Here is a 13,635-nt window from a genome sequence, read left to right on the forward strand (position 1 = left end):
AATATGTCTGACCGTCTCAAGGCGCTGGCCGAGGCCGGCGTATCCATCTGGCTCGACGACCTCTCCCGCGAGCGCATCGAGACCGGCAACCTCGCCGATCTCGTCAAGGAGAAGTCCGTCGTCGGGGTGACCACCAACCCGACCATCTTCGCCGCCGCGATCGCCAACGGCGAGCGCTACGACGAGCAGCTCCGCTCGCTGGTGGCCGAGGGCAAGAACGTCGACGAGGTCATCTTCGGCCTCACCACCCGGGACGTACGCAACGCCTGCGACATCTTCGCGCCGGTCGCCGACTCCACCAAGGACGACGGCCGGGTCTCGATCGAGGTCGAGCCCACCCTGGCCAACGACACCGACGCGACCATCGCCTCCGCGAAGGCGCTGTGGGCCGCGGTCGACCGTCCCAACGTGCTGATCAAGATCCCGGCGACCCTCGAGGGCCTCCCGGCGATCACGGCCGCGATCGCCGAGGGCATCTCGGTCAACGTGACCCTGATCTTCTCGGTCGAGCGCTACCGCGCGGTGATGGACGCCTACCTGACCGGTCTGGAGCAGGCCAAGGCAGCCGGCAAGGACCTGTCCACGATCCGTAGCGTGGCCTCGTTCTTCGTCTCCCGCGTCGACACCGAGATCGACAAGCGGCTCGAGGCGATCGGCACCCCCGAGGCCAACGCGCTGCTCGGCAAGGCCGCGGTGGCCAACGCCATCGCCGCCTACGCCGCCTTCGAGGAGGTCCACGCCAGCGAGCGCTGGACCGCGCTGGCCAGTGAGGGCGCCAACGCCCAGCGGCCGCTGTGGGCCTCGACCGGAGTCAAGAACCCGGCCTACCCCGACACCCTCTACGTCACCGACCTGGTCGTCGCCGACACCGTCAACACGATGCCGGAGAAGACGATGGAGGCCTTCGCCGACCACGGCGAGGTCAAGGGCGACGTCGTCACCGGCAAGGGCGCCGAGGCGGCCACGGTCTTCGAGTCGCTCCGCTCTGTCGGAGTCGACCTCGACGACGTCTTCCTGGTGCTGGAGACCGAGGGCGTGGACAAGTTCAAGGTCTCCTGGACCGAGCTCGTCGACACCGTCGTCGCCCAGATCGAGGCGGTCAAGCAGTGAGCGAAGGCCCGGTCGACGCGACGACGACGGACGCTTGGAAGGCACTCACCGAGCTGCGGGCCGGCTTCGAGCCAGACCTGCGCTCGTGGTTCGCCGATGATCCCGGCCGGGCCACACGCTTCACCTTCGAGGCGGCCGACCTCTTCGTCGACCTCTCCAAAGACCTCATCACCGACGACCTCCTGGCCACCCTGCTCGCGCTTGCCGAGCAGGTCGGTCTGGAGGCACGGCGGGACGCGATGCTCGCCGGCGAGCACATCAACGTCACCGAGGACCGCGCGGTGCTCCACACCGCCCTGCGTCTTCCCGCCGACGCCTCCCTCGAGGTCGACGGCACCGACGTCGTGCCCGCCGTCCACGAGACCTTGGCGAAGATGTACGCCTTCGCCGACCGGGTCCGCTCCGGTGAGTGGAAGGGCGTCACCGGCGAGCGGATCCGCACGGTCGTCAACATCGGCATCGGCGGCTCCGACCTGGGCCCGGTGATGGCCTACGAAGCGCTCGAGCCGTTCCGTCACCCCGAGATCGAGTGCCGGTTCATCTCCAACATCGATCCCACCGACGCCGGGCAGAAGCTGAAGGGGCTCGACCCCGCCTCCACCCTGTTCGTCGTCTCCTCGAAGACCTTCTCGACGCTGGAGACCCTGACCAACGCCCGCCTCGCGCGCACCTGGCTGCTCGACGCGCTCGGTGACGAGGTCGACTCCGCCGATGCCGTGAAGAAGCACTTCGTCGCGGTCTCCACGGCGCTGGACAAGGTCGCCGACTTCGGGATCGACCCGGAGAACGCCTTCGGCTTCTGGGACTGGGTCGGCGGCCGCTACTCCGTCGACTCCGCGATCGGCACCTCCCTGGCGATCGCCATCGGACCGGAGGGGTTCGCCGAGTTCCTCGGCGGCTTCCACGCCATCGACGAGCACTTCGCGAAGACGCCGCTCGCGCAGAACGTGCCGGCTCTGATGGGTCTCCTGAACGTCTGGTACGTCAACTTCCTCGACGCTCAGACCCACGCCGTGCTGCCCTACTCCCAGCTGCTGCACCGGTTCCCTGCGTACCTTCAGCAGCTGACCATGGAGTCCAACGGCAAGTCGGTGCGCTGGGATGGCACCGCGGTCACCACCGACACCGGCGAGGTGTTCTGGGGGGAGCCCGGCACCAACGGACAGCACGCGTTCTACCAGTTGATCCACCAGGGCACCCGGGTGATCCCGGCCGACTTCATCGCGTTCGCCAACCCGGCCTATCCGCTCGCGGACGGCAACATCGACGTGCACGAGCTGTTCCTGGCCAACTTCTTCGCCCAGACGCAGGCGCTCGCCTTCGGCAAGACTGCCGAGCAGGTGCGCGCCGAGGGCACCGCGGAGGACATCGTCAACGCGCGGGTCTTCTCCGGCAACCGGCCGACCACCTCGATCATGGCGCCGTCGCTGACCCCCGGGGTCCTGGGCCAGCTGATCGCCCTCTACGAGCACATCACCTTCACCCAGGGCGTGGTGTGGGGCATCGACTCCTTCGACCAGTGGGGCGTCGAGCTCGGCAAGCAGCTCGCTGTCCAGATCAGCCCGGCGGTCTCCGGTGACGCGGACACCGCCAAGCAGCAGGACGCCTCTACCCAATCCCTCATCGCCTACTACAGAGAGAAGCGCACGTGACCAGCGACGGTCATCCCGAGTCACTCATCGAGGTCCACGACACCGCTGAGGCCCTGGCCTCGGCGGTCGCCGGGGAGTTCCTCAGCCGCGTTGCCGACCTGCAGGCGGCCGGCGACGTCCCCGCCATCGGCCTCACCGGTGGCACGATCGCCGAGGCGATCCATCGCGAGATCGCACGCCTCGCGCCCGAGTCGGGTGTCGACTGGGGCGCGGTCGAGTTCTTCTTCGGCGACGAGCGCTACGTCGCGGCTGACTCCCCCGACCGCAACGCCGGCCAGGCCCGCGCCGCCTTCCTGACCGAGGTCGGCGTCCCGGACCACCGCATCCACGAGATGCCCGCCACCGACTCCGGCCTGAGCGTCGACGAGGCCGCGGCACAGTTCTCCGAGGACGTACGCAGCCACGGCTCCGGCGGCTTCGACATCCTGATGCTCGGCGTCGGCCCCGACGGCCACATCGCCTCTCTCTTCCCCGGCTTCCCGCAGCTCGAGGCGAAGGACGCGATCGCCGTCGGCGTCACCGACTCCCCCAAGCCGCCGCCGGAGCGCATCACCTTCACCGTCGAGGCGCTGCGTCGGTCCACGACCGTCTGGTTCCTGGTCAGCGGCGAGGGCAAGGCCGAAGCGGTGGCCAAGGCCCACGGCGGCGCCACGGTCGCCGAGATCCCGGCCACCGGCGTCACTGGCACCACCGAGACGACCTGGTTCCTGGACCGGGCCGCCGCCTCCAAGCTCTGACCCACGCCGACTCGGCGCGTCTGTCCCGCTCAGGCGCCCCGAGTCGGCGCGAATGTCTCGGAAATTCAGTTACCCAGCATGCTAACGCCGGGTAAATCTTTCCCGTTACGGGTGCCGCGCACCCCTGCGGACCTGCCACCATCCGAGCATGTCCCTCAGCCCCTCTCGGCGGCTCGGCCTCACCCTGGCCAGCCTCGTTGCCCTCGCTCTGGCGAGCTTCATGGCGGTCGTGATCACGACCTCCCCGGCCCAGGCGGCCACGATCAACGTCACCACGGCGATCGCCACCCAGAACGGCTCGACGGCCACCGTACGCGGCTATGTCGTCGGCCAACCCACAGCGACCAGCACGGTCGTGACCAGCAACTACCCCAGCGACTACGCTCTCGCGATCGCTGACTCGGCCTCGGAGACCAGCACGTCCAAGATGCTCTACGTGCAGATCCCCGACGCGTTCCGCAGCGCGTGGGGCCTCCGGTCCAACCCGAGCCTCAAGGGGCGTCAGATCGATGTGACCGGCACCCTGACGGCGTACTTCTCCCATCCCGGCCACAAGAACGCCACCGCCTTCGCGTTCGCCGGCTCCACCCCGACTCCGACTCCCACTCCGACGGCCACCCCGACCGCGGACCCGAACATCCCGGCGGGCTACTACGACCCGGCCGCCGGCCTGTCCGGCTCGTCGCTGAAGTCGGCGCTGCACAACATCATCGACGGCCACACCACGCTGTCCTACAGCGCGGTCTGGGAGGCGCTGAAGGTCCTCGACCAGGACCCGAACAACTCCTCGAACGTGATCGAGTTCTACTCCGGGGTCTCCACACCGAAGACCAACAACGGCGGCGACGCCAACAACTGGAACCGCGAGCACACCTGGCCGCAGAGCCACGGCGACTTCGGCACGAGCAACGGCCCCGGCACCGACGTCCACCACCTGCGGCCCGAGGACGTCACCGTCAACTCCACCCGCGGCAGCAAGGACTTCGATCTGGGCGGGTCGGCGGTCTCGGAGTGCAGCGACTGCTGGACCGACGCTGATTCCTTCGAGCCACGTGACAGCGTAAAGGGCGACCTCGCCCGCGGCATCCTCTACATGGCCGTGCGCTACAACGGCGACGACGGCTTCGCCGACCTGGAGGTCAACAACTCCATCAACGGCTCGACCAACTACCTCGGCAAGGTCTGCGTACTGCTCGGCTGGCACAACGCCGACCCCGTCACCGCCGCCGAGCGCACCCGCAACAACAAGGTCTACTCGACCTACCAGCGCAACCGAAACCCCTTCGTCGACCACCCGGAGTACGCCGAGTCCATCTTCGGCGCAACCTGCTAAGCCCTCCCCGTCGAGTCGGCGCATCTGTCTCGCGCAGATGCGCCGACTCGGCGCGTCAGCCCCAGATCTTCCACAGGGTTTTCCACAGTCTCACTGGGCCCGGTGGCGACACCGGACCAAGATCCACAGACTCGCGGCATGGACATGTACGAGATGCTGTTCAACGGAAGCCTCGGTAGCGCCTTCCCGTTGCCGATCACCGAGCCGTTCACCTTCAAGATGGCCCGTGAAGCGGGCATCTCACGGAGGCGGCTCGGCGCGCTCCTAGACACAGGCCTCGTGCGCCGCCCCATCAAGGGCGTCTACCTGGCCACCGAAGTCGGCGACTCACTCCCCACCCGGGCGGCGTGCTTGAGGCTGATCGCACCGGCCGACTGCATCGTCGTCGACCGACATGCTGGGTGGCTCCTCGGGGCTGAGATGATCCTCGCCCCCGGTGAGCACCTCAGCCTTCGCCCGCTATCACTCTTCCGACCAACCGGCCACGGCCGGCTGCGCAATGACATCGCCAGGAGCGGAGAACGCGATGTGAAAGACAGTGAGACCGACGAGATCGGTGGTCTGCGCGTCACCACCCCATTGCGTACGGCCTGGGACCTCGGTCGCGTCCGTTGGCCGGACGAGGCGATCGCCGGAGTCTCGATGATGCACCGACTCGGAGCGTACGAGCCTGAGGAGTTCCTCGCGGGAATCGAGCAGTTCCGCGGCCACAGGTGGGTCACCACCCTCCGTGAGATCGGCCCGCTCGCCGACGGCCGGTTCGAGTCACCGCCCGAGGCGGTGCTCGGCCTGCACTGTCACCAAGCCCGATTCCCGATGACACCCCAGGTCGAGGTTCCGACAATGGCCGGAGAGTTCGTCGCACGTCTCGACCTGGCCAACGAGGATCTGCTCGCCGCGGTCGAGTACGACGGGGCCGAGTGGCACTCCTCCCCTGCCCAACAGGCACATGATCGGGAGAGACGGCTGGACGCATGCCGCGAGGGGTGGCTGGTCGAGGCGTTCACGAAGCGCGACCTCTTCACACGGACCGGGGACGCGGACGTACGCATCCGTAGACTGCACCATGAGGCACTCCGGCGGCGGGGCCGAAGGCTGGCGAGCTGACGCCCGGGACAGTTGCGCCGACTCGTTCGTCCCAGGCGGGACAAATGCGCCGAGTCGGCGCCTCTGCTTGGAGCAGATGCGCCGACTCGGTGGGTGTTTCAGAAGATGATCTCGCCGGACTTGCGGCGGGAGCGGAGGAGGGCGATTGCCTCCTCCAGGATGTCCTCGGCCTCGGCGTCGGAGCGGCGCTCCTTCACGTAGGCGAGGTGGGTCTTGTAAGGCTCGATCTTCGGCGCCGGGGGCGCGTTCTCCGCGTCGAGACCGGCCGGGAGACCACACTTGGGGCAGTCCCAGGAATCCGGCGGCGTCGCCTCGACGGCGAAGGTGATGACCGAGCGATGTGCGTTGGTGCAGAAGTAGGTGACGGCCTTCCGTGGCGCAGCTTCGCCGCGCTCCGCCTCACCCATCGGCCCAGCACCGACTCGGGAGCCCCGAATCGCGTTCCCTCCACCTGCCATGGTGCTGCGGTGTCCTCTCTCAACTTAAAGTTCGCAGCCCCGAGAGGCCACTTTGGGGGAATCGGACGGCAAAATCTCCGTCCAGCGTCGATGAGTTTAGACGCTATCGCGCGTGCGCTGAAGGGGAATGTTTCAGTAGGCCATCAGCAGGCCGAGCGCGATCACACAGGCGAACCAGATCACACCGATGCCGATGGTGAGCCGGTCGAGGTTGCGCTCGACGACCGAAGATCCACCCAGCGAGCTCGAGACACCGCCACCGAACATGTCGGAGAGTCCGCCACCGCGGCCCTTGTGAAGCAGCACGAGCAGGATCATCAGCGCGCTCGCGATGACCAGGATGATGGTGAAGAGAAGTTCCACGTTGAAATCCTATCTGGAGAGCCCGAAACCTACAGCACTGGCCTAGAGAACTGGCAGGTCGTAGTAGCGCGAGATGGCCGCGAAGTCCTCGACCGAGAGGCTCGCCCCGCCGACCAGCGCCCCGTCGACGTCGGCCTCCTGCATAAGTGCGGCCACGTTGTTGGGCTTCACCGAGCCGCCGTAGAGGATGCGTACGCCACCGGCGATCTCCGCGCCATAGCTCTTCTCGAGCTGCTCCCGGATGCCGGCGCAGACCTCTTGGGCGTCCTGCGCAGTGGCGGTCTCCCCCGTGCCGATCGCCCAGACCGGCTCGTAGGCGATCACGATCTGGCCGACCTCGGCGTCGGTGAGCCCGGCCAGCGAGCCCTCGACCTGTGCGGTGCAGTGGTCGAGGTGGTTGCCGGCCTGGCGGACCTCGAGGCCCTCGCCGACGCAGACGATCGGGACGATGTTGTGCTTGAGCGCGATCTTGGCCTTGAGCGCGACGATCTCGTCGGTCTCGCCATAGTGCTCACGACGCTCGGAGTGACCCACGATCACGTAGGAGCAGCCGAGCTTGGCCAGCATCGAGGCCGAGACCTCGCCGGTGTAGGCGCCGGACTCCTGGGTGGAGACGTTCTGGGCACCGTAGGTGATGCGCATCTTGTCGCCGTCGACCAGCGTCTGCACCGAGCGGATGTCGGTGAACGGCGGGAAGACCGCCACCTCCACGGCAGCGAAGTCGTGGCGCTTGTCAGAGAGCGTCCAGGCGAGCTTCTGGACCAGGACCACCGCTTCTTGGTGGTTGAGGTTCATCTTCCAGTTGCCGGCGATGAGCGGGGTGCGCCCCGCGGCCGGCTTCTTGGCCGCCATCAGCCCAGTCCCCCGACCACGGTCGCCTCGTCCAGCACGGCGATGCCCGGAAGCGTCTTGCCCTCCAGGTATTCGAGCGAGGCGCCGCCGCCGGTCGAGATGTGACCGAACTGGTCGTCGGCGAACCCGAGCTGGCGGATCGCCGCGGCGGAGTCGCCACCACCGACGACCGAGAGGCCGTCGATCGTGGTGAGCGCCTGGGCGACCGCGCGGGTGCCCTCGGCGAAGGCGGCCTGCTCGAAGACGCCCATGGGGCCGTTCCAGAAGACCGTCTTGGCGCCCTCGAGCGCGGCGGCGTAGGTCTGGCCCGACTCCGGACCGATGTCGAGCCCGAGCGAGTCGGCCGGGATCGCGTTGGCCGCGACCACGCGGGCGGATGCCTCGTCGCCGAAGGAGTCGGCGACCACGACGTCGGTCGGCAGCAGGATCTCGACGCCGATCTCCTCGGCGCGCTCGAGATAGCCGAGCACGGTGAGGATCTGGTCCTCCTCGAGCAGCGACTGGCCGACCTCGTAGCCCTGGGCCTTGAGGAAGGTGAAGACCATGCCGCCGCCGATGAGCAGTTTGTCCGCCTTGCCGAGCAGGTTGTCGATCACGCCGAGCTTGTCGGAGACCTTCGAGCCACCGAGGACGACCACGTAGGGCCGCTCGGGGGTCTCGGTGAGCCGCTTGAGCACGTCGATCTCGGTGGCCACCAGGTCGCCCTGCGCGCTCGGGAGCAGCTTGGCGACGTCGTAGACGGAGGCCTGCTTGCGGTGGACCACGCCGAAGCCGTCGGAGACGAAGGCGTCGACCAGGGCGGCGAGCTCGGCGGCGAAGGTCGCCCGCTCGATGTCGTCCTTGCTGGTCTCACCGGCGTTGAAGCGTACGTTCTCCAGCAGCGCGACCTGGCCGTCGGCGAGGCCGCCGACGACCGAGCTGGCGGAGTCGCCGACGGTGTCGGTCGCGAAGGCGACCTCGGCACCGAGCAGCTCACCGAGGCGGGTCGCCACGGGGGCCAGCGAGTAGGCCGGGTCCGGCTCCCCCTTCGGCCGACCGAGGTGGGCGACCACCACGACCCTGGCGCCGGCGTCCGCCAGCGTCTTGATCGTGGGCACCGAGGCACGGATGCGACCGTCGTCGGTGATCGTGGTGCCTTCCAACGGGACATTGAGGTCGGAGCGCACGAGAACTCGCTTGCCCGCGACACCCTGCTCGATGAGCTGCGTGAGATTCAGAGACATAACGGGCTAGACCCTAACCTGTGAGGCAGGTCGCTGGGTCACAGGCTCGCGCCAACGTACGCCACCAGGTCGCCGAGCCGGTTGGAGTAGCCCCACTCGTTGTCGTACCACGCCGCGACCTTGACCTGGTTGCCGATCACCTTGGTCAGCGGGGCGTCGAAGATCGAGGACGCCGGGTTGGTGACGATGTCGGAGGAGACGATCGGGTCGGTCGAGTAGACGAGGTACTTCCCGTCGGCGGCCTTCTCCATGATCGAGTTGATCTCCTCGACCGAGGTCTCGCGCGAGGCCTCGAAGGAGAGGTCGACGATCGAGCCGGTCGGCACCGGCACCCGCAGCGCGTAGCCGTCGAGCTTGCCCTTCAGCTCCGGCAGCACCAGACCGATCGCCTTGGCGGCGCCGGTCGAGGTGGGCACGACGTTGAGGGCGGCCGCACGGGCACGGCGCATGTCCTTGTGGATGTTGTCCTGAAGGTTCTGGTCGGCGGTGTAGGCGTGGATGGTCGTCATCAGGCCCTGGTTGATGCCGACGCCGTCGTTGAGCGCCTTCGCCAGCGGCGCCAGGCAGTTGGTCGTGCACGAGGCGTTGGAGATCACCGTGTGGGCCTCGGGGTCGTAGATCGACTCGTTGACGCCCATCACGATGGTGGCGTCCTCGTTCTTCGCCGGCGCGGAGATGATCACCTTCTTCGCCCCGCCGGAGTCGATGTGGGCGCGTGCCTTGGTCGCGTCGGTGAAGAACCCGGTCGACTCGATCACGACGTCGACGTCGAGGTCCTTCCAGGGGATGTTGGCCGGGTCGCGCTCTGCGTACGCCTTGATCTCCTTGCCGTCGACGACGATCGCGTCCTCGGTGGCGGACACGTCGGCGTCGAGGGGGCCGAGGATCGAGTCGAACTTCAGCAGTGTCGCGAGGGTTGCGTTGTCACTGAGGTCGTTCACCCCCACGATCTCGATGTCGAGGTCGGAGGCGCGCACCGCGCGGAAGAAGTTGCGGCCGATCCGGCCGAATCCGTTGATGCCTACTCGAACTGTCACGTGGACTCCTGGTTCGCGTCGAAAAGATTGTGCGCGGGGTCACCCGCTGACGCCGACACTACCCAGCGCCTCTGAACAGCGGGAGAGTGGGTTGGATCGTTCCAAAAGACGGACGAGTAGCAAACGGCCCGAGCCCCTCGATCTGTCGAGGGGCTCGGGCCGGTTTCAGGCCGTGGAGGCTGCTCTCAGGCGTCCTCGGCGAGCATCTCCGCGGTCAGCGACGCCTCGGTGTCGGGGATGCCGAGCTCCTCGGCCCGCTTGTCGGCCATCGCCAGAAGGCGGCGGATACGGCCGGCGATGGCGTCCTTGGTCAGCACCGGGTCGTGGAGCTGTCCGAGCTCCTCGAGCGAGGCCTGCTTGTGCTCCAGACGGAGCTTGCCGGCCTGGCGCAGGTGGTCGGGGATGTCCTCGCCGAGGATCTCCAGGGCGCGCTCGACGCGGGCGCCGGCGGCGACGGCCGCACGGGCCGAACGGCGCAGGTTGGCGTCGTCGAAGTTGGCCAGCCGGTTGGCGGTGGCGCGGACCTCGCGGCGCATCCGGCGCTCCTCCCAGGCCATCAGCGACTCGTGGGCACCCAGGCGGGTGAGCAGCTGGCCGATCGCGTCACCGTCGCGGATGACGACACGGTCCACGCCGCGTACCTCCCTCGGCTTCGCCGAGATGCCGATACGACGGGCGACGCCGACGAGCGCGAGAGCGGACTCCGAGCCCGGGCAGGTCACCTCCATCGAGGAGGATCGGCCCGGCTCGGTGAGCGAGCCGTGGGCAAGGAAGGCACCACGCCAGGCGGCCACGGCGTCGCAGGCGCCGCCCGAGACGACGGCAGGCGGAAGGCCCCGCACCGGCCGGCCACGCTGGTCGAGAAGGCCGGTCTGACGCGCCAGCGCCTCACCGTCCTTGACCACGCGCACGATGTAGCGGCTGCCCTTACGAAGCCCGCTCGCCTGGATGAGAGCCACCTCTGCCTCGTGACCGAAGACGTCGGCGATGTCTCGCTTCAATCTCCTGGCGGCCAGACCGGTGTCGAGCTCAGCCTCGACCACGATCCTGCCTGCCACGATGTGGATCCCCCCAGCGAACCTCAACGTCGAGGCAACCTCTGCCTTCCGGCAGCATGTCTTGGTGATCTGAGTGGAGGCCAGCTCGGCCTTCACCTGTCCCGTCATCGCCATGCCGGAGAGTCTTTCATTGTTGTCAACGACCCTCGAATCGGTTCCACGTCAGAGCACTCTGTGTGTAGGGCCGGAGAGAGGCTTGCAGTAAGAGGAATCGGCGCCCGCCGGGACTCATGACGCGATTGGCGGGAGTGGGTCCGGCGACGTCCGGCGGCGAGATCGCCGTTCCAGCGGCCAGCCCTGCCCGCATGCCCTAGCGTGCGTCATCGTGCCTCAACCCACTATCGACCCCCGCGATCCGGATTCGCGCCTGCTGTGGATCTTCGTCCTCGGTCTGTGCTGTACGCCCGGCCCGTTCGGCGCACTCACCTCGGTGGAGTCCAGGGGCGCTGGTGTCGACGACTTGCTCTTCTTCGTCGGAATCGAGTGCCTCGTGCTCGCCGGCCTCGTGGCGGGAGTCGTCAAGATCGCTCGTACGCCCGTATACCCGCCTGATCGCTGGGCGGCGAGCGCATATCTGGTCCTGGGCGTGATCCTTGTCTGCATGGGAGTCGGAGGAATCGTCGAGGGGCGCCATACATCGAGGCAAAGACAGGCACATCGGACTGGGGATATCGCGTCGACGGCCTCATCCATGCCGCCCTCGGCACAGCGCTGCTGTGCCTCTTCGTTCGTGAGCTCCGTCAGCGCCGCCGCGCTCGCTTGCCCCTGGAGGACTCGCCCGCTTGACACGTCTCGCCGACGAATACGTGCACGTCGAATTGCTGACCGCGATCCTCGCTGCGGCGTTCGAGCGCTAACCCGCCCCGATCACCCTCGCGTACGCAGCGGCGAGCCGCTCCGGGTCGTGGCGAGGGGTCCCGTCGCCGACGGCGACGTCGGCGACCTCGACCTGCGCACCGCACTTCTCGGCCACCCGCGACAGGTCGTCGAGACCGTCGAGGGAGGAGTCGACGAGGACGGTGTGGATGCGGAGGTCGGGGGCGTGGTCGAGGACGACCGAGAGGTGCTCGGCGGGGCCGAAGCCGGTCGTCTCCCCCGGCTGCTCGCCGAGGTTGAGCACGACGACGATCTTCGCGGAGGTCGCGACCAGGGCCTCGCGCAGGGCGCGGACCATGAGGTGCGGCAGGACCGAGGTGAACCAGGAGCCGGGGCCCAGGAACACCCACTCGGCGTCGCAGATCGCCTTGACGGCGTCGGGGGCGGCCGGCGGGTTGTCGGGGACCAGCTGGATCGACTCGATCCGGCCGTCGGTGGTGGCGACCTCGACCTGGCCGCTGATCTCCAGCCTGGCGTCCGGGTCGCCGGGGACGAGCCCACTGACCTCGGCGACGATGTCCATCGGGACCAGCGCCATCGGCAGGACTCGGCCCTTGGCGCCCAGCAAGCGGCCGACCCAGTCGAGGGCCTCGACGTGGTCGCCGAGCTGCTCCCACAGGCCCACGATCAGCAGGTTGCCGAGGTTGTGGCCGCGCATCTCGCCCTCGCCGGCGAAGCGGTGCTGCAGCACTTGCGCCCAGGTGTCGTCCCAGCGGTCCGCGCCGCACAGCGCGGCGAGCGCCATCCGCAGGTCGCCCGGCGGAAGCACGCCGAACTCCCTTCGGAGCCGGCCGCTGGAGCCGCCGTTGTCAGCGACCGTGACGATCGCGGTGAGCTGGTCGACGGTCAGGTCGTCGACGAGCAGCCGCAGCGCGCTCAAGGACGCATGCAGTCCGTGCCCTCCCCCCAGGGCGACGACGGCCTGGGCATCTGCTCCGGGTCGGTCGGCCCCGGCCACTCTCACTCCCGCCCGAGGTCTCGGTGGATCGCCTTCGCATCCAGGCCGGCATCTCGCAGCCGCCTGGAGATCTCCTCCGCCATCGCCACGCTGCGGTGCTTGCCGCCCGTGCACCCGATTGCCACGCGCATGAACCTCTTTCCTTCGTGGAGATAGCCCTTGGTCACTCCGATGAGCACCGGAACATACCCGCTCAGGAACTCCTCCGCACCAGGGCGCGAGTAGACGTAGGCGGCGACGTCGGGGTTGTCACGTCCGTTGCCGTCCTTCAGCTCGGGCACCCAGTGCGGGTTGGGCAGGAAACGCATGTCGGCCATGAAGTCGGCGTCGACCGGGATCCCGTACTTGAACCCGAAGCTCACCACCGACACCTTCAGCGTCGTCCGCTCCGGGGTGCCGAACGCCTCCGCGATCCTCGCGGTGAGCTGGTGCACGTTGAGCTGGGTCGTGTCGATGACCAGATCGGCGGCGCCACGCAGGTTGGCCAGCACCACCCGCTCCCGCTCGAGCGCGTCCAGCAGCCGCTCGTTGCCCCGCTGCATCGGGTGGGGCCGCCGCGCGGCCTCCTGACGGCGGACCAGCGTGTCGTCGGCGGCATCGAGGAAGACCAGGGTCGTACGCCGCCCGGTGGCTTTCTTCGCCACGATCTCCTCGAGCTCGGCGAAGAAGGACCCGGAACGTACGTCGGTCACGACCGCCACCGGCTGCTCCGGGCCGCGGGCCGCGTCGACCCGCTCCACCACCTGCGGGAGCAGGCTCGGCGGCAGGTTGTCGACGACGTAGTAGCCGAGGTCCTCCAACTCCTTGGCGGCGGTGCTCCGCCCGGCACCGGTCATGCCGGTGATGACGACGACCTCCCCCTTGTGCATGA

General features: G+C 68.3%; 13 protein-coding genes. 5 read left to right on the forward strand and 8 right to left on the reverse strand.

Annotated features, from left to right (window positions below):
- Window positions 1-3: 3 nt before the first annotated feature.
- From tal to ABTW65_RS05770, 5 genes are all read left to right on the forward strand, one after another.
- A complete protein-coding gene (gene tal, locus ABTW65_RS05750) occupies window positions 4-1,110 on the forward strand; it encodes a transaldolase (RefSeq protein WP_350658987.1) in 1,107 nt (368 codons plus the stop codon).
- Window positions 1,107-2,762, forward strand: coding sequence for a glucose-6-phosphate isomerase (gene pgi, locus ABTW65_RS05755; RefSeq protein WP_350658988.1), 1,656 nt, complete (start codon window positions 1,107-1,109; stop codon window positions 2,760-2,762). Before tal ends, pgi begins: the two co-directional genes overlap by 4 nt.
- On the forward strand, window positions 2,759-3,499 hold the full coding sequence (gene pgl, locus ABTW65_RS05760) for a 6-phosphogluconolactonase (RefSeq protein ID WP_350658989.1): 741 nt from the start codon (window positions 2,759-2,761) through the stop codon (window positions 3,497-3,499). Before pgi ends, pgl begins: the two co-directional genes overlap by 4 nt.
- A gap of 148 nt (window positions 3,500-3,647) precedes the next feature.
- Window positions 3,648-4,832 carry an endonuclease gene (locus ABTW65_RS05765; RefSeq protein WP_350658990.1) on the forward strand — a complete coding sequence of 395 codons (1,185 nt, stop codon included), beginning with the start codon at window positions 3,648-3,650 and terminating at the stop codon, window positions 4,830-4,832.
- A gap of 138 nt (window positions 4,833-4,970) precedes the next feature.
- Window positions 4,971-5,939, forward strand: a complete 969-nt coding sequence (locus ABTW65_RS05770; RefSeq protein ID WP_350658991.1) for a type IV toxin-antitoxin system AbiEi family antitoxin domain-containing protein — start codon at window positions 4,971-4,973, stop codon at window positions 5,937-5,939.
- Between the two features lie 98 nt (window positions 5,940-6,037).
- Here ABTW65_RS05770 and ABTW65_RS05775 read toward each other — a convergent pair whose 3' ends face one another.
- The 8 genes from ABTW65_RS05775 to rapZ all read right to left on the reverse strand — a co-directional run bounded on the left by ABTW65_RS05775 (window position 6,038) and on the right by rapZ (window position 13,633).
- Complete coding sequence (locus tag ABTW65_RS05775; protein ID WP_350658992.1) at window positions 6,038-6,397, reverse strand: RNA polymerase-binding protein RbpA; 360 nt, start codon at window positions 6,395-6,397, stop codon at window positions 6,038-6,040.
- Window positions 6,398-6,529: 132 nt separating this feature from the next.
- On the reverse strand, window positions 6,530-6,760 hold the full coding sequence (secG, locus tag ABTW65_RS05780; RefSeq protein ID WP_008357155.1) for a preprotein translocase subunit SecG: 231 nt from the start codon (window positions 6,758-6,760) through the stop codon (window positions 6,530-6,532).
- Window positions 6,761-6,802: 42 nt separating this feature from the next.
- Window positions 6,803-7,612 carry a triose-phosphate isomerase gene (gene tpiA / locus ABTW65_RS05785; protein ID WP_350658993.1) on the reverse strand — a complete coding sequence of 270 codons (810 nt, stop codon included), beginning with the start codon at window positions 7,610-7,612 and terminating at the stop codon, window positions 6,803-6,805.
- The gene (locus ABTW65_RS05790) at window positions 7,612-8,835 is read right to left on the reverse strand and encodes a phosphoglycerate kinase (protein WP_350658994.1); all 1,224 of its coding nucleotides are present in this window, start codon (window positions 8,833-8,835) and stop codon (window positions 7,612-7,614) included. The genes tpiA and ABTW65_RS05790 overlap by 1 nt, the downstream gene beginning before the upstream one ends.
- Window positions 8,836-8,873: 38 nt before the next feature.
- Complete coding sequence (gene gap / locus ABTW65_RS05795) at window positions 8,874-9,872, reverse strand: type I glyceraldehyde-3-phosphate dehydrogenase (RefSeq protein ID WP_350658995.1); 999 nt, start codon at window positions 9,870-9,872, stop codon at window positions 8,874-8,876.
- 185 nt (window positions 9,873-10,057) lie between these two features.
- A complete protein-coding gene (whiA, locus tag ABTW65_RS05800; RefSeq protein WP_045547796.1) occupies window positions 10,058-11,044 on the reverse strand; it encodes a DNA-binding protein WhiA in 987 nt (328 codons plus the stop codon).
- Window positions 11,045-11,783: 739 nt separating this feature from the next.
- Window positions 11,784-12,764 carry a gluconeogenesis factor YvcK family protein gene (locus tag ABTW65_RS05805; protein ID WP_502890548.1) on the reverse strand — a complete coding sequence of 327 codons (981 nt, stop codon included), beginning with the start codon at window positions 12,762-12,764 and terminating at the stop codon, window positions 11,784-11,786.
- A gap of 2 nt (window positions 12,765-12,766) precedes the next feature.
- Window positions 12,767-13,633, reverse strand: coding sequence for an RNase adapter RapZ (gene rapZ, locus ABTW65_RS05810; protein WP_350658997.1), 867 nt, complete (start codon window positions 13,631-13,633; stop codon window positions 12,767-12,769).
- Window positions 13,634-13,635: the final 2 nt, after the last annotated feature.

Origin of the sequence: Nocardioides sp. NPDC127503 (genome assembly GCF_040302165.1) — a bacterium.
GTDB lineage: Bacteria > Actinomycetota > Actinomycetes > Propionibacteriales > Nocardioidaceae > Nocardioides.